This is a genomic window from Nocardioides asiaticus (assembly GCF_040049175.1).
GTDB lineage: Bacteria > Actinomycetota > Actinomycetes > Propionibacteriales > Nocardioidaceae > Nocardioides > Nocardioides cheoyonin.
This window is the reverse complement of the sequence record NZ_JBDZDM010000003.1, coordinates 776,938-791,245: the sequence shown is the minus strand read 5'-3', so window position 1 is coordinate 791,245 and position 14,308 is coordinate 776,938. Positions and strand designations below refer to the sequence as shown.

Below are 14,308 nucleotides of genomic sequence, written 5' to 3'. Positions count from 1 at the left end.
CCACGTTGCCCTCGCGGGGCGGACCGGCATCCGCGAACCACGTGAGACAGGTGTCTGGCTCGACACCCTCCGACCCGGCCACTCGGACGTCGGTCCGCCTGGCGCGACTCTGCGTGGGCGGACGGCCACAGGTTGACTTCCGGCTGGCTGAGCCGTCAACCGTCTCCTGACCAGCAGAAACGGATGTTTACGCAGGTCAGCGGGTACCTGCACACTTCGAAAATTCTTGGAGAATCGCCGCTATTTTCGGCGTGTCGCGGCGACACGCCGAGAAAACCGCGATCTGAGGCGCTCATCGGGGTGGTACGACGACCGTGCCGAGCGCCGTCGTGGCCAGGATCGGGGGCTCGACAAGCTCCGCGGCGCCGGGCCGGTCGGCGGTCGCGGCGCCCCGCGCGACGACGTACACCGCGAACTCCACGACCCGCGACCGGGTGCCCGCGCGGACGATCTCCGCGGTGATCTCCAGGACGTCTCCGGCGCGGACCGGCGCCCGGAACTGCACGTCGTCGTACGACGCGAAGAGCCCCTCGTCGCCGTCGGTCACGATGCACAGCTCGGTCGCCACGTCGCCGAAGAGGCCGAGGCTGTAGGCGCCGTCGATGAGGTTGCCGGCGTAGTGGGCGTGGGAGTACGGCACGTACCGGCGGTGGACGACCCTCGTGCCGACCAGCTCGTCGGCGGGCCGGGCCTCGGCACTCATGCCGCCGCTCCCGCCGGGGCGAGCCGGTGCACGAGGTACGACGCCACCTCGCCCGGGGTGGTGCCACGGCCGAAGACCCGGTCCACGCCGAGCTCGCCGGCCATCGACTCGTCGAACCGCGGTCCGCCGACGACGAGCAGCGGCCGCCGGTCGCTCGGGTAGGCCTCGCGGAACGCCGCCGACATCTCACGGGTGTTGAGCAGGTGGGCGTCGCGCTGGGTGACGACCTGCGAGACCAGCACGGCGTCCGCACCGTGGGCCCGCGACTCCTCCACGAGCTGCGGGACCGAGACCTGCGCGCCGAGGTTCACGACCTGCAGCTCCTGGTAGTACTCCAGCCCCTTCTCCCCCGCGAACCCCTTGATGTTGAGGATCGCGTCGATGCCGACGGTGTGGGCATCGGTGCCGATGCAGGCCCCGACGACGACGAGCGGCCGGCGCAGGGTCTTCTTCACGGCCGCGTTGACCTCCTTCGGCGTGAGCAGCGGGAAGTCCCGCTCCACGACCTGCACCTGCTCGGTGTCGACGAGGTGGCTCACCCGGCCGTACACGACGAAGAAGGTGAACCCACTCTGCCCGTCGTCCTGGCCGATGGCCTTGCTGTGGACGACCATCGCCGGGTCGAGCCCCATCTTCCGGGCCAGCTGCAGCGCCGCGCCCTCGGCGACCTTGGCGGCCTGCCCCGAGGTCGAGGGCAGCGGAAGCGTGAACGACAGCTGCACCATGCCGTCGCCGGTGGTGTCGCCGTACGGGCGGACGATCACGGCTCCTCCAGGAGGTCGATGGCGGGATTGACGTACGACGGGGACCGCCCGGCCACGCCGTCGAGCCCCTTGCCGGCGTCGGCCGGGCGCTTCATCAGCCCGAAGGTGCCGTCGGCGATGGCGTCGAGGAGCCCGTGCGGCTCCTCCGCGATCCGGCGCAGCAGGTCGATCGCCTCGTCGAGCACCTGCCGGGCCCGGGTGGCGATGAACCCGTCGGGAACGGGGTGGAAGTCCTCGTGCAGCCGGCCGGCGGCGTCGAGGACGTACCTGACGTTCTGCAGCGCGAGGTCGCGGTCGGAGAGCCAGGGCGTGACCACGGCCTCGGTCATCATCCCGACCAGCAGGATGCCCTGGCCGGTGAGCGCGCCGGCGAGGTTGAACAACCCGTCGAGCAGGTAGCCGCGGAAGACGTCGCCGGTCATGTGGCGCGTGGGCGGCATCCACTTCAGCGGAGCGTCCGGGAAGATCTCCCGCGCCAGCAGTGCGTGGGCGAGCTCGAGCCGGAAGGAGTCCGGGATCGCCGGGTCGATCTCGAAGGCGTGGCCGAGGCCGAGCTGCCAGTCGTCGAGGCCGGCCTCCTTGGCGAAGTACTCGTTGAGCAGCTGGCTCGTCGTGACGGTGTGGGCCGCCTCGACGGCGTCGGCGGTGGTGAGGTAATTGTCCTCGCCGGTGTTGATGATGATCCCGGCGCGGGCGTGGACCTGGCGGCTGAAGCGCTGGTCGACGAAGGTCCGGACCGGATTGATGTCGCGGAAGAGGATGCCGTACATCGAGTCGTTGAGCATCATGTCGAGCCGCTCGAGCCCGGCCAGGGTGGCGATCTCCGGCATGCACAGCCCGCTCGCGTAGTTCGTCAGCCGCACGTACCGGCCGAGCTCCCTCGAGGTCTCGTCGAGCGCCGCCCGCATGAGCCGGAAGTTCTCCTGCGTGGCGTAGGTCCCGGCGAAGCCCTCGTGGGTGGCGCCCTCGGGGACGTAGTCGAGCAGGCTCTGGCCCGTGGAGCGGATGACCGCGATGACGTCGGCGCCCTCCCGGGCGGCGGCCTGCGCCTGCGGGATGTCCTCGTCGATGTCACCGGTCGCGACGATGAGGTAGACCCACGGCTGGCGGGGCGCGTCCCCGATCGTCGCGATCAGCGAGTCGCGCGTACGCCGGTTGCCGTCGATCGTGGCGATGCCCCGCGCGACGGCCGCCCGGGCGGCGGCACCCGCGGCCCGCGCCTCGGCGACCTCCGGCAGGCGGAACGCCACCGAGCCGGCGGCCGCCTTCTGGGCGAGGGTGGCGAGGTCCTCCGCCTCGCCGCGCAGCAGGGCGTCCCAGACCGGCAGCGCGACGCCGTGGGCGAGCCCGCCGTCGTCGTGGAGGCCGACGCGCACGGCGTCGACGAGGTGGTTGGCCCAGGGCGTCCCGTCCGGATCGGCGCCCGCGAGCCCGGCCAGGCGCAGCGTCGCGCGCTCCACCGAGACGGTGGTGTGGCGCCTGGCGAGGTCGACGATCGGCGCGCCCACCCGTGCCGCGAGGTCGCGGGCCCTGGCGATGGTCGCGGGGTCGAGGTCGAGCTTGCCCACGCTCACAGTCTCCCCTCGAACAGCCGGCGTACGCCGGGGTTGTCGCGCAGCAGCCGCAGCGCGTAGTCGGCGTGGCCGGGGACGTAGCCGTTGCCGACCAGCATCGTCACGTCCGCGGCCAGCCCCTCGGCGCCCAGCGCGGCGGCGGAGAAGCTGGTCGCCATCGAGAAGAAGACGACCGTGCCGCGGTCGGCCGTGGCGAGGATCGCCCCGCCCTCGCAGCCGGGCACGTCGACGCAGACGACGGTGACGTCGGCGGGACCGCCCGCCTTCTCGACCGCGTCGCGCAGGGCCACCGGGTTGCGGGCGTCGGCGACCACCACCTCGTCGGCCAGCGCCGCGTCCCGTAGCCGGGCCGCCTCGGCCTCGGTCGGGACGATGCCGATCAGGTGGCGCGCGCCGGCGTCGCGGGCGGCGGCCAGCGAGAGGGAGCCGGACTTCCCACCGCCGCCGACCACGGCGACGACGCCGCCGGCGTACCTCTCGGCGACGACGCGGCGGGTGAGCGCCGGCGCGCCGCACACGTCCATGACCGCGAGGCTCAACCCGCCCGGCAGGTCGTCCGGGATGACCGCTGCGATGGAGCGGCCGAAGAGGATCGCGTAGCCGTCGGCGGGGACCTGCTCGGAGCGGCCGTCCCAGCGAGCGAGGCCGTCCTCGATCACGAGGGGGGTGAGCGTGAGCGAGACCAGCGTCGCGACCCGGTCCCCCACCGTGAGGCCGAGCGGCGACTGGCCCAACGGAGACTGGGGCCCGACCTCCTCGACGGTGCCGACGAGCATGCCGCCCGAGCCGGTCTCGGGGTTCTGCATCTTGCCGCGGGCCGCGACGATGTCGAGCACCTCGGCGCGCACGGCGTCGCCGTCGACGGTGCCGTCGTAGGAGTGCTTCCGCTCCAGCTGTCGGAACGACGCGGCGTCGAGGTTGAGGCGCTCGACCCGGACGCGGACCTCGTCCGGCCACAGCTCACGGCGGGTGTCCAGCCGCCGCGCCGCCTGCGGCAGCACGACGGCGTCGTCGAGCACGCGGTGCAGCCCGGTGGGGTCGCTGCGGGTTCGTCCACTCACCACACGGCCACCATGCCACAATTCTTGCGGCGAGTCTGTCGACGCACCGCAGAATCTGTGCTTACGCTGGCCACATGACGGCAACCATCGAGTCGGCAGCCGTGCCGGGCGGCCACGGACAGCCGTACGCCTATCGGCGCGAGCCGCTCGTCGAGCCCGACTGGACACGGTTCCCCGGCTGGGCCGAGGTCACCGCCGCGGAGTGGGCAGACGTCCAGTGGCAGCGCAGCCACTGCGTCAAGAACGTCCGGCAGCTGCGCGAGCTGATGGGCGGCCTGCTCGACCAGCGGTTCTACGCCGACCTCGAGCGCGACCAGGCCGAGCGCGCCACGATGTCGATGCTGGTCCCGCCGCAGATGCTCAACACGATGGTGCCCGACCGGGTGCCGGACACGGAGTCGTTCTACGCCGACCCGGTCCGCCGCTACATGATCCCGGTCTTCTCCGACCGGCGCACCGACTGGCCGAGCCACCCGTACGCCGCCCGCGACTCCCTCCACGAGCACGACATGTGGGTTGCCGAGGGGCTGACCCACCGCTACCCGACGAAGGTGCTCGCCGAGCTGCTGCCCACCTGCCCGCAGTACTGCGGTCACTGCACGCGGATGGACCTGGTCGGCAACTCCACCGCGAGCGTCCAGAAGCTCAAGCTCGCCGGCAAGCCCGTCGACCGTCACGGGGCCATGCTCGACTACCTGCGTCGAACGCCGCAGGTGCGCGACGTCGTCGTCTCCGGCGGCGACGTCGCCAACCTGCCGTGGCCGCGGCTCGAGGCGTTCCTGGCGGCGCTGCTCGAGATCGACAACGTCCGCGACATCCGGCTCGCCAGCAAGGCGCTGATCGGGCTCCCCCAGCACTGGCTCCAGGACGAGGTCCGCGCCGGGATGGAGCGGGTCGCGCGCACCGCGCGCTCCCGCGGGGTCTCACTCGCGATCCACACCCACGCCAACCACGCCCACTCGATCACCCCGATCGTCGCCGACGCATCCAAGGCGATGCTGGACGCCGGCGTACGCGACGTGCGCAACCAGGGCGTGCTCCTCGCCGGGGTCAACGCCGACTCCGGGTCGCTCCTCGACCTGTGCTTCCGGCTGCTCGACGGGGCCCAGGTGATGCCGTACTACTTCTACATGTGCGACATGATCCCGTTCTCCGAGCACTGGCGGGTCTCGGTCGCCGAGGCGCAGGCGCTGCAGCACGACATCATGGGCTACCTGCCCGGCTTCGCGACACCGCGGATCGTGTGCGACGTGCCGTACGTCGGGAAGCGCTGGGTCCACCAGCTCTCCCACTACGACCGGGAGCGCGGCATCTCGCATTGGACGAAGAACTACCTGACCTCGATCGAGGCCGACGACGCGCTGTCGCGGACCTATGAGTACTACGACCCGATCCACACCCTGCCCCGGTCCGGGCAGGACTGGTGGCGCCGCGCCCAGCTTGCGCCAGTGCAGTAGTCCGCGGGTCCTCAATAGGCGTCGAGGAACAGGTCGACGGCGAGGTAGAAGCCGGCCAGCGCGATGACGGTCCGCAGCACGGCCGGCGGCACCCCCCGCGCGATCGCCGGGCCGGCGTACCCCCCGGCGACGCAGCCCACCCCGAGGAGCACGGCGGGGAGCCAGTGCACCGGGCCGAAGACCGCGAACCCGACGGCGGCGACGGAGTTCGCGACGCCGAGCAGCACGTTCTTCAGCGCGTTGGCCCGGATCAGGAGATCGCCGGTGGCCAGCGCGAGGAGGGCGAGCATCATGACGCCGGCGCCGGCACCGAAGTAGCCGCCGTACACGCCGACGGCGAACATCCCGACCCTCGCGGACAGGTGCGTGCGCGCGTCCCGCTCCTCCGCGCCGCGGGGCATCCGTCGGCGGCGGGCGTCCAGCGCGCGCCGCAAACGCGGGCTGACGAGGATCAGGACCGCCGAGCCTGCGATGAGGAACGGCACCACCTTCTGGAAGCCGCCCGCCGGGGTCAGCAGGAGCAGCGCCGCGCCCGAGGCGCCGCCGACGAGCGCGATCGGCGTGAGCTCGAGGAGCCGGTGGCGCTGGACGGGTCCGCGGAGCTCGGGACGCGAGCCGACGACCGACCCGAGCGAGCTGCCGATGAGGCCGACGGTGTTGGTGACGTTGGCCGCGACCGGCGCGAGGCCGATGGCGAGCATCGCGGGATACGACACCAGGGACGCGAGCCCCGCGACGCTGCCGCAGATGCCCGCGCCGACGCCGGCGGCGAGGAGCGCGAGAACCTCGGTCCAGGTCACCCGTCGGTGACCGGGCGGTTCTCGTAGTACGTCGACAAGGCGATCGTCGTCCGGGTCGAGACGTTGGCGGCCGAGCGGATCCGGGCGAGGAGCTCCTCGAGGGCGTGCGGCGTCGCCGTACGGACCTTGAGGAGGTACGACTCGTCGCCCGCCACCGACCAGCAGGCCTCGATCTCGGTGAACCCCTTGACCCGCTCCGGGCAGTCGTCGGGCTGGGAGGGGTCGATCGGGCGGATCGCGACGAACGCGGTGAGCGGAAGGCCGAGCTCGGCGTGGTTGATCGCCGCGCCGTACCCCTGGATCAGCCCGCGCTGCTCCAGCCGCTTGACCCGCTGGTGCACCGCGGACGTGGACAGTCCCGTCGCCTTCCCGAGATCGGTGTAGGACATCCTGCCGTCCCCGGCGAGCAGGTTCAGGATCTTGCGATCTGTCGCCTCTATCTCGGAAGTGCTCACCCGGCACAGATTAGCCACGTCGACGACGCCCGCGCCGCGGGCTGTCTGCGGAGCGGGACGCGACGTCCGGATCGGCCGAGAGCCCGGCCGGGGACCGCGGCACATGGCCTAGGCTGCCGGACGTGCCCGAGCCCCGGCTGATGCTTCTCGACACCGCGTCCCTCTATTTCAGGGCCTTCTTCGGCGTGCCGGAGATCACCGCGCCGGACGGCACGCCGGTCAACGCCGTACGCGGGCTGCTGGACTTCATCTCCCGTCTGGTCGAGGACTACTCGCCCACCGACCTGGTCTGCTGCTGGGACAACGACTGGCGCCCGCAGTGGCGCGTCGACCTGCTGTCCACATACAAGGCGCACCGGGTCGAGGAGGAGGTCGAGGCCGGCCCCGACGTCGAGGAGGTGCCGGACCCGCTACAGGTTCAGGTGCCGCTGATCCTCGAGGTCCTCGCCGCGGCCGGGCTCGCGGTGATCGGCGCCGACGGCTACGAGGCCGACGACGTGATCGGCACCCTCGCCACCGGCGCAGGCATGCCAGTCGAGGTCGTCACCGGCGACCGCGACCTCTTCCAGCTCGTCGACGACGAGGCCGACGTACGCGTCCTCTACACCGCCCGTGGCGTCGGCAACCACGACCGGGTCGACTCGGCGTGGGTGCGGGAGAAGTACGGCATCGAGCCCGCCCAGTACGCCGACTTCGCCACGATGCGGGGCGACACCTCCGACGGGCTCCCCGGGGTCAAGGGCGTCGGCGAGAAGACGGCGGCGAAGCTGCTCGCTGAGTACGGCGACCTCGCCGGGGTCGAGGCGGCGGCGCTCGACCCGTCGACCGGGATCAGCGCCGCGGTGCGGGCCAAGCTGCTGGCCGCCGCCGACTACCTCGCCGTCGCCCCCAAGGTGGTGGCCGTCGTCCGCGACCTGCCGCTGGACCGTGACGGCTCCGCGCTGCCTTCGGCGCCCGCCGACCCGGAGACCCTCGACGCGCTCGCCGAGCGCTACAACCTGGCCTCTCCGGTGGCCCGGCTGAAGGCCGCCCTCGCGTCCCGCTGACGCGGTCATTGAATGTGACGCATCCCACCCGCGGGTGTAGGAAAACGGCGTCATGGCTACTGACGGGTCACGTCTCAGCAGTGAACCACTACTGAGGGAGCGCGAGACCGCCGATGACCCACCCGACCCACCACCCGTCCCTTCACCACGACATCACCCTGTCCTGCGTGGACCCCTGGGGACGGACCGTGGACGTCCCGACCACGATGGGGTACTCCGAGCACGACCCCTACGCGATCTCGCTGACCTTCCACTCCCACTCCGGCGACGTCGAGTGGGTCGTGTCGCGCACGCTGCTGCTGCAGGGCCTCGCCGCCCCGGCCGGCGAGGGCGACGTGAAGGTCTACCCCAGCATCGACGAGCGCGCCCGCGCGGTGACGATGCTCGACTTCAGCTCCCCGGACGGCCGGCTGGTCGCCGAGGCGAACTCCCGCGAGATCCAGGGCTTCCTGGCGAAGACCTTCGCCGCCGTGCCGGTCGGCGCGGAGAGCAAGCACCTCGACCTCGACGGCCTGATCGCCGCCCTGCTCGGGTACGACGCCGGCGGCGCGGCCGCGGCCTGACCCGGGCCGGCGGTATCCCTCAGATCTCCCCGACGAGCTCCGGCTCGCGGCGTCGCCAGACCTCCCGCGCCTCCTGGGTCACCGGCCCGTGCGGGAGGTCTCGCGCGTCCCAGCGGGTGACGGCCTGGACGTCGCGCATGGTCGAGACGAGGAAGACCTCGCTCGCCTGCTGCTGAACCAGCTCCAGCGGCTCGTCGACCTCGCGGGCGGCGTACCACTCCAGCACCAGGCCGCGGGACACGCCCGCGAGGCAGCCGCTCGCCAGGGTCGGCGTACGCAGCTCCCCGTCGAGCACGTAGAAGATGTTGCTCCCCGTGCCCTCGCACAGGTCGCCGACGGTGTTGGCGAAGATCGCCTCCGTCGCCCCGTGGCGCCTCGCCTCGGCGAGGGCGACGACGTTCTCGGCGTACGACGTCGTCTTCAGGCCGGTCAGCGCCCCGCGCTCGTTGCGCACCCACGGGACGGTGACGATCGCGGTCTCCTCCGGGCTGGCCGTCACCGGGTCGGCGACGACGATGACCGTCGGCGTGGCGTCGCCCCTGCCCGAACCCATCGGCCCCGGTCCTCCGGTGACGGTCACCCGCAGCCGGCCGCGCACGAGGTGCTCGGCCGCGAGGACCTCCTTGATCCCCTGGCGTACGACGGCCTCGTCGACGCCCTCCAGGCCGATCCCGGCCGCCGAGCGCTGCAGCCGCGCGAGGTGGGGGCCGAGCGCGAACGGCTCCCCCTCGACGACCTTCATCGTCTCGAAGACCCCGTCGCCCACGGTAACCCCGTGGTCGGTCACCGGCAGGGCTGCGGTGGCGGCGTCGGGGAGGAGCCGGCCGTCGATCCAGGCGTGCATGGGCACACTCTAGGGGGCCGCTCCCCCGGCGCCGGGCCTACTCCCCGCCGTCGTGCACCACGAAGGCGTCCGGCCCGGGGAAGAAGAGTCCCTCGTGACCGGTGTCGTCCCACCGCACGAGGTACGGCGGGCTCCCGTCCGCGTGTCGCACCTCGACGATCTCTCCCTGTCGGTCGGGGTCGCCCACGTGCTGTCCGCGCACGACAAGGCGCTCCCCGGGTCGGGCGGTCAACGTCGACGCCATCGTCATCCCCTCCGGTCTGAGCTGTGTTCGGGTGCCTTGAACGAGCTGTCCGTACGGTCCAGCACACACCCGTGCAGGGCCCCGCACAAGATGCGTTGGTCCTTGTCCGACACGAATGACACGGCGGTGACCCGCGATTTGGCGCCAGGTGGCGGCTCGGCTACTGTTCTCTGCGTCGCTGAGGCCCGGGCAACCGGGGCGAGAGCGTCAGGCGGACGTAGCTCAGTTGGTAGAGCGCAACCTTGCCAAGGTTGAGGTCGCGAGTTCGAGCCTCGTCGTCCGCTCGGAGAGGTTCCTCCTTGGCAAGCCTCCAGGGTGGGGTGGCCGAGAGGCGAGGCAACGGACTGCAAATCCGTGTACGCGGGTTCAAATCCCGTCCCCACCTCGACACCACACAACCAAAGATCTAGGGCGATTGGCGCAGCGGTAGCGCGCTTCCTTGACACGGAAGAGGTCACTGGTTCAAACCCAGTATCGCCCACCAGCGTTTATGCAGGTGAGAGGCCGGTTCCCTTCGTAGGAAGCCGGCCTCTTGCAGTTTCCCGGACCTAGCACGCTCACACTGCAGCGCGCCGCCGAGCGCACCGTGCAGTCGTCGCTGAGACGCACCCGTGCGATCACCACGTTGCCCGAGACCGCCGTCCGCAGCAGGGTCAGCTCACCGGTGGTGAACACGCCTGCGCCGTACGATCCGGCGCACGTGCAGTACTGGTGGCCGGGGCAGATCGGCCGCTCGTCGACCAGGTCGGGATCGTCGGGGGACGGACCCGCGGACGTAGTGCCTGGCCGGCGCGGTCACGTTCGCGGTGATGCGGCTGTCGGCCACGGTCAGCGTGCCGCCGCCTCTCCTGCACGTCCGGCGCGACGTAGATCCGCGCCCCCGCGGCCTCGTACTCGTTGGCCGGATGGGTCACTGCGTGACCGCCGGTGACGGTCACGCCCTTGATGGTCACGGTCCTGCCCCCGCCGGCGCCCACGAGCGTCACGGATGAGGTGATCGTGATCCCGCCCGGGAAGACGCCCGGTGAGACGACGATCCTGTCGCCTTCCCGGGCGACCTCGCGTAGTTGATCCTGGGATCGCGGGACAGCCAGAGCCCCCGGTCCGCGCCGCTGCGGACCGGGGGCTCTGCCGTCCCATGGCTCCCTCAGGGCCCGGCGTACGTGCCCTCGCCATGGTCCGGGCCCGCCTGCCCGGCGCCACGGACGGGGTCGGGACCGCCCTGGTCGAGCCGGAACGGCGGGTAGACATCGGTCATCAGGCCGGCGTACGCGGCGACCCGGAGGGCCCAGCGGTGAAGCCCGACGACGAGGTCGAAGATCGTGGCCGGATAGCGCCCGGTGAACAGCAGCGCGACCACAGCGATCAGGACGAGCACCGAGACGAGCCCGAACGTCGTCGTGCTGTCGGAGCCCGACCCCCGGGCGACCCAGCCGCCGTTGAGGAAGACCGAGACGACGAGGTAGTGCGGGATAGCCAGCAGCCACCACTTCACCAGCGCCAGCCCGCGGGAGAGCCGCTCGGGATAGACGATCTCGAGCCTGGCCGGGTAGTCCGGCACGTCGGCGAGCGTGAACGGCGGGTAGCGGTCGGTGCCGAGCACGCCGTAGGTGTAGAAGCCGACCCGCCAGCTCCACCGCAGCACCCCGACGTTGAAGTCGAAGAGTCCCCGCGGGTAGCGCCCGGTGACGACGATGGCCACCAGCGCGATCAGGCTGAGGACGACGAAGCAGATCCAGAGCACGACGAGGACGACGTAGTGCGGGATCGCCAGCAGCCACTTCACCAGCCACAGCGCCCGGCTGACGCCGGGGTCGAGCTCGGCGTCGACGACGACGGGGCTCACGGGCCGTCAGCCCTGGGCCTGCTCGGGCCGGGCCTGGTGCTCGGTGAGACGCTCGTGCGCCAGCTCGCTGGCGATGGCTGCTCCCCACTCGCGGGCGCGGTCCTCCTCGCCGTCCGCGAGCGGCCCCTTGGCCGCCGTGACGTAGAAGCTGGTCGGTCGGCCGACGACCTCGTGGCCGGTCTGCTCGAGCAGGCGTGCCGCTGCCTTGGCCGCCGATCCCGGGAGCAACCGCATGCTGCGGACCTTGGTGTCGAAGACGGCGACCTTCGGCAGCCGGGCACCGGGCCGCAGGGTCGCCAGCCACTCCCGCACTCCCCACTGGACGTGGCTCGGGTCGGCACCGTCCTCGACCGCCTTCCGGCGCGACGACGGCCGGCTGAGCGTCAGCGCGTGGGTCGGGGCGCCGACCACCACGACGTCGTACGTCGTGAGCTCGTACGCCTCGTGCTCGCGCACGTCGACGAGATGGACCTCGGCCCCCTCGGCGCCGATCCCCTTCCCGATAGCACGGGCGATGAGCTCGGTGTTGCCGAACATCGACTCGTAGATCACCGCTGCCCTCATGACCTCTCACTCCTTCTGTCTCTCCTACGACCACGCTCCCGCGCGCGTCGGCGACCGGTCAGGGCCCACGGACCGCCGCCACGGGGACCTTGGGCCCTGTGGTGCGGGACCGGTCGGGACGAGCGTGGAAGGAGATGGAGGAGGGGCCATGAACGGGACGCAATCCAGGCAACCGGTCATCGCCGCGGTCTGTCCGGGAGAAGAGAGCAAGGCGGCGCTGGAGTACGCCGTCAGGGTCGCCGTCTCACGCGGCTGCCCGCTCCAGGTCGTGCACGTCTGGCACCCGCAGCACGGCGGGCCGGAGACGGTGCTGCTGACGTTCACCGAGCCGTCGACGATCGCGACCGAGACCCTGGCCGGGAGCGTGGAGCACGCCACCGACGCGTGCGCCGGTGACGTCCCCGTCGGTGGGCGGCTGCTGCGCGGGCCGACGAGCAGGGCGCTGGTCGAGGCGAGCCATGGCGCCGGCCTGGTCGTGATGGGCCATCGGTCGCGGTCGCTCGCCGCGCACGCGCTGTCTCCGTCGCTGTGCGGACGGGTTGCCGGCCGCTCCCACGCGCCGGTCCTCGCCGTACCCGCAGGGTGGGTGGCGCCGGGGCCCGGTGACAAGCCGAAGCCTGTGACCGTCGGGGTCGACGTGCCGTCGCGCAGCCGGCCCCTCCTGCGCGAGGCGTTCCGCGCCGCGGACGAGCTCGGCGCAGACCTGCGGGTGCTGCACGTCTGGCGGCCGCCGCGGCTGGCCGAGGAGGCCGCCCTCGGGGGCCTCGCGGGCGATCCCTGGATGCCGAGCACCGACCGCGGTCTCGTGGACGAGCTGGACGCCGTCGTACGTGACGTCGCGGCCGACTTCCCCGACGTCGTATGGACCACCGAGGCTGTTCCCGCGGTCGTCACGGCGGCCCTCCAGTCGGCCGCGTCGGGCAGCTCGCTGATGGTCGTCGGTCGGCACGACGCGCTGCTGCCCGTCGGCTCGCGGCTCGGGTCGGTGGCGGCGTACGTGCTGCGCAAGGCGACCTGCCCCGTGCTCATCGTGCCGCCGCGGCCCGAGCCGTTCGCGACGGCGCCGGCCGGGAGCCGGCAGCGGAGGGTCGGCGGGTGAGTGTCGGCCGAGGACGCCCGCTCGGTTCCGGGCGAGCCGGTTTGTGCTCCGGCGCCGGGGCGGGCTATCGTCCCCAGCGCCGTTGCGGATGTAGCTCAGTTGGCTAGAGCGCAACCTTGCCAAGGTTGAGGTCGCGAGTTCGAGCCTCGTCATCCGCTCCACTGCGAAGGGCCGCCCGCTCGGGCGGCCCTTCGCCATCTTCCCGCTATCGTGGCCGGGCCCGTCCGAACCCGAGGAGAGACCGTGTCAGTGCCGCCGCCCTCCCCCGACGTACGCCGTGCCGCCGCGGAGCGGCTCGCCGCACTCGCGACCCCGCCCGGCGCGCTGGGCCGGCTCGGCGAGCTCGCGGTGTGGGTGGCCGCGACGCAGGGCGAGGTGCCACCATCGCCGCTCGACGACGTACGCCTCGTGATCTTCGCCGGCGACCACGGCGTCGCCGCCCACGGCGTCTCGGCGTTCCCGTCGTCGATCACCGGGGCGATGGTGCGCACCTTCCTCGCCGGTCGGGCCGGGGTGACGGCGCTCGCGCGGGAGCACCGGGTCGCGGTGCGGGTGGTCGACCTCGGCGTCGACGACGACTTCGCCGACCTCCCCGAGGACGTACGCCGCCCGCTGCTCGCCCACAAGGTCCGCCGGTCGAGCGGCGCCATCCACCTCGAGGACGCGCTGACGGCCGACGAGACCCGGGCGGCCCTCGACGCGGGCGCCGCGATCGCCCGCGAGGAGATCGCCACCGGCGCGCAGCTGCTGCTCAGCGGCGACATGGGCATCGGCAACACCACGCCCGCCGCCGCGCTCGTCGCCGCCGCGCTCGGGCTGCCCGCCGCCGAGGTCACGGGCCGCGGCACCGGCATCGACGACACCGGCTGGGCCCGCAAGATCGCCGTCGTCGACGCCGCGCTCGACCGGGTCCGGGACGAGGTGGACGACCCGATGGCGTGTCTGCGGGCTCTCGGCAGCGCGGACCTTGCGGCGACGACCGGCTACCTGGTGACGGCCGCCGAGCACGGCGTACCCGTCCTGCTCGACGGCCTCATGAGCGTCGCGTGCGCCCTCACCGCCGACCGGCTCGCGCCCGGCGCGGCGGCGTGGTTCGCCGCCGGCCACCGCTCGACCGAGCCCGCCCAGTCGCTGGCGCTGAGCAAGCTGGGCCTCGAGCCGGTGCTCGACCTCGGGCTGCGCCTCGGCGAGGGCTCCGGCGCGGTCGCGGCCGTGCCGGTGCTGCGCAGCGCCGTCGCCCTCCTGCGCGACGTCGCGCTGCTGAGCGACCTGCTTCCCGGATGACGGG

Annotated in this window: 15 protein-coding genes and 4 tRNA genes; 9 read left to right on the top strand and 10 right to left on the bottom strand. The window is 72.4% G+C overall.

Going from position 1 to position 14,308, the window contains the following annotated elements:
• Window positions 1–292 precede the first annotated feature (292 nt).
• The 4 genes from kal to kdd are packed head-to-tail and all read right to left on the bottom strand — an operon-like array spanning window position 293 to window position 4,102.
• Window positions 293–703 (bottom strand): 3-aminobutyryl-CoA ammonia lyase, encoded by a 411-nt coding sequence (gene kal / locus ABLE53_RS14375; RefSeq protein ID WP_348859646.1) that lies wholly within the window; start codon window positions 701–703, stop codon window positions 293–295.
• Window positions 700–1,467 (bottom strand): lysine 5,6-aminomutase subunit beta, encoded by a 768-nt coding sequence (gene kamE, locus ABLE53_RS14370; protein ID WP_348859645.1) that lies wholly within the window; start codon window positions 1,465–1,467, stop codon window positions 700–702. Before kamE ends, kal begins: the two co-directional genes overlap by 4 nt.
• The gene (gene kamD / locus ABLE53_RS14365) at window positions 1,464–3,035 is read right to left on the bottom strand and encodes a lysine 5,6-aminomutase subunit alpha (RefSeq protein ID WP_348859644.1); all 1,572 of its coding nucleotides are present in this window, start codon (window positions 3,033–3,035) and stop codon (window positions 1,464–1,466) included. Before kamD ends, kamE begins: the two co-directional genes overlap by 4 nt.
• 2 nt (window positions 3,036–3,037) lie before the next feature.
• Window positions 3,038–4,102, bottom strand: coding sequence for an L-erythro-3,5-diaminohexanoate dehydrogenase (kdd, locus tag ABLE53_RS14360; protein WP_348859643.1), 1,065 nt, complete (start codon window positions 4,100–4,102; stop codon window positions 3,038–3,040).
• A 74-nt stretch (window positions 4,103–4,176) separates the two neighbouring features.
• Here kdd and ABLE53_RS14355 point away from each other — a divergent pair, with 74 nt between their 5' ends.
• Window positions 4,177–5,559 (top strand): KamA family radical SAM protein, encoded by a 1,383-nt coding sequence (locus ABLE53_RS14355; protein ID WP_348859641.1) that lies wholly within the window; start codon window positions 4,177–4,179, stop codon window positions 5,557–5,559.
• Between the two features lie 11 nt (window positions 5,560–5,570).
• Here the strand turns inward: ABLE53_RS14355 and ABLE53_RS14350 are convergent, their stop codons facing one another.
• Window positions 5,571–6,359 (bottom strand): sulfite exporter TauE/SafE family protein, encoded by a 789-nt coding sequence (locus ABLE53_RS14350; protein ID WP_348859640.1) that lies wholly within the window; start codon window positions 6,357–6,359, stop codon window positions 5,571–5,573.
• Window positions 6,356–6,814: an Lrp/AsnC family transcriptional regulator gene (locus tag ABLE53_RS14345; protein ID WP_425474876.1), complete on the bottom strand. Its 459-nt coding sequence runs from the start codon at window positions 6,812–6,814 to the stop codon at window positions 6,356–6,358. The genes ABLE53_RS14350 and ABLE53_RS14345 overlap by 4 nt, the downstream gene beginning before the upstream one ends.
• Before the next feature lie 140 nt (window positions 6,815–6,954).
• Here ABLE53_RS14345 and ABLE53_RS14340 point away from each other — a divergent pair, with 140 nt between their 5' ends.
• Both ABLE53_RS14340 and ABLE53_RS14335 read left to right on the top strand, forming a co-directional pair.
• Window positions 6,955–7,860, top strand: a complete 906-nt coding sequence (locus tag ABLE53_RS14340; protein ID WP_348859801.1) for a 5'-3' exonuclease — start codon at window positions 6,955–6,957, stop codon at window positions 7,858–7,860.
• A gap of 113 nt (window positions 7,861–7,973) precedes the next feature.
• Window positions 7,974–8,423: an SsgA family sporulation/cell division regulator gene (locus ABLE53_RS14335; protein WP_348859639.1), complete on the top strand. Its 450-nt coding sequence runs from the start codon at window positions 7,974–7,976 to the stop codon at window positions 8,421–8,423.
• A gap of 19 nt (window positions 8,424–8,442) precedes the next feature.
• Here ABLE53_RS14335 and ABLE53_RS14330 read toward each other — a convergent pair whose 3' ends face one another.
• Together ABLE53_RS14330 and ABLE53_RS14325 are read right to left on the bottom strand one after the other, a co-directional pair.
• A complete protein-coding gene (locus tag ABLE53_RS14330) occupies window positions 8,443–9,267 on the bottom strand; it encodes an aminotransferase class IV (protein ID WP_348859638.1) in 825 nt (274 codons plus the stop codon).
• Window positions 9,268–9,304: 37 nt separating this feature from the next.
• Window positions 9,305–9,511 carry a DUF1918 domain-containing protein gene (locus ABLE53_RS14325; protein WP_348859637.1) on the bottom strand — a complete coding sequence of 69 codons (207 nt, stop codon included), beginning with the start codon at window positions 9,509–9,511 and terminating at the stop codon, window positions 9,305–9,307.
• A 211-nt stretch (window positions 9,512–9,722) separates the two neighbouring features.
• Here ABLE53_RS14325 and ABLE53_RS14320 point away from each other — a divergent pair.
• The 3 genes from ABLE53_RS14320 to ABLE53_RS14310 all read left to right on the top strand — a co-directional run bounded on the left by ABLE53_RS14320 (window position 9,723) and on the right by ABLE53_RS14310 (window position 9,995).
• Window positions 9,723–9,795, top strand: a tRNA-Gly gene (locus ABLE53_RS14320).
• A gap of 30 nt (window positions 9,796–9,825) precedes the next feature.
• A tRNA-Cys gene (locus ABLE53_RS14315) sits at window positions 9,826–9,896 on the top strand.
• A 24-nt stretch (window positions 9,897–9,920) separates the two neighbouring features.
• Window positions 9,921–9,995 (top strand) — tRNA-Val (locus ABLE53_RS14310).
• Between the two features lie 663 nt (window positions 9,996–10,658).
• Here the strand turns inward: ABLE53_RS14310 and ABLE53_RS14305 are convergent.
• Both ABLE53_RS14305 and ABLE53_RS14300 read right to left on the bottom strand, forming a co-directional pair.
• Window positions 10,659–11,357: a DUF4389 domain-containing protein gene (locus ABLE53_RS14305; RefSeq protein ID WP_348859636.1), complete on the bottom strand. Its 699-nt coding sequence runs from the start codon at window positions 11,355–11,357 to the stop codon at window positions 10,659–10,661.
• A gap of 6 nt (window positions 11,358–11,363) precedes the next feature.
• Window positions 11,364–11,921, bottom strand: a complete 558-nt coding sequence (locus ABLE53_RS14300; RefSeq protein WP_348859635.1) for a flavodoxin family protein — start codon at window positions 11,919–11,921, stop codon at window positions 11,364–11,366.
• Between the two features lie 148 nt (window positions 11,922–12,069).
• Here ABLE53_RS14300 and ABLE53_RS14295 point away from each other — a divergent pair, with 148 nt between their 5' ends.
• The 3 genes from ABLE53_RS14295 to cobT all read left to right on the top strand — a co-directional run bounded on the left by ABLE53_RS14295 (window position 12,070) and on the right by cobT (window position 14,304).
• Window positions 12,070–13,020 (top strand): universal stress protein, encoded by a 951-nt coding sequence (locus ABLE53_RS14295; protein ID WP_348859634.1) that lies wholly within the window; start codon window positions 12,070–12,072, stop codon window positions 13,018–13,020.
• Between the two features lie 84 nt (window positions 13,021–13,104).
• Window positions 13,105–13,181 (top strand) — tRNA-Gly (locus ABLE53_RS14290).
• A gap of 82 nt (window positions 13,182–13,263) precedes the next feature.
• Complete coding sequence (gene cobT, locus ABLE53_RS14285) at window positions 13,264–14,304, top strand: nicotinate-nucleotide--dimethylbenzimidazole phosphoribosyltransferase (protein ID WP_348859633.1); 1,041 nt, start codon at window positions 13,264–13,266, stop codon at window positions 14,302–14,304.
• Window positions 14,305–14,308: the final 4 nt, after the last annotated feature.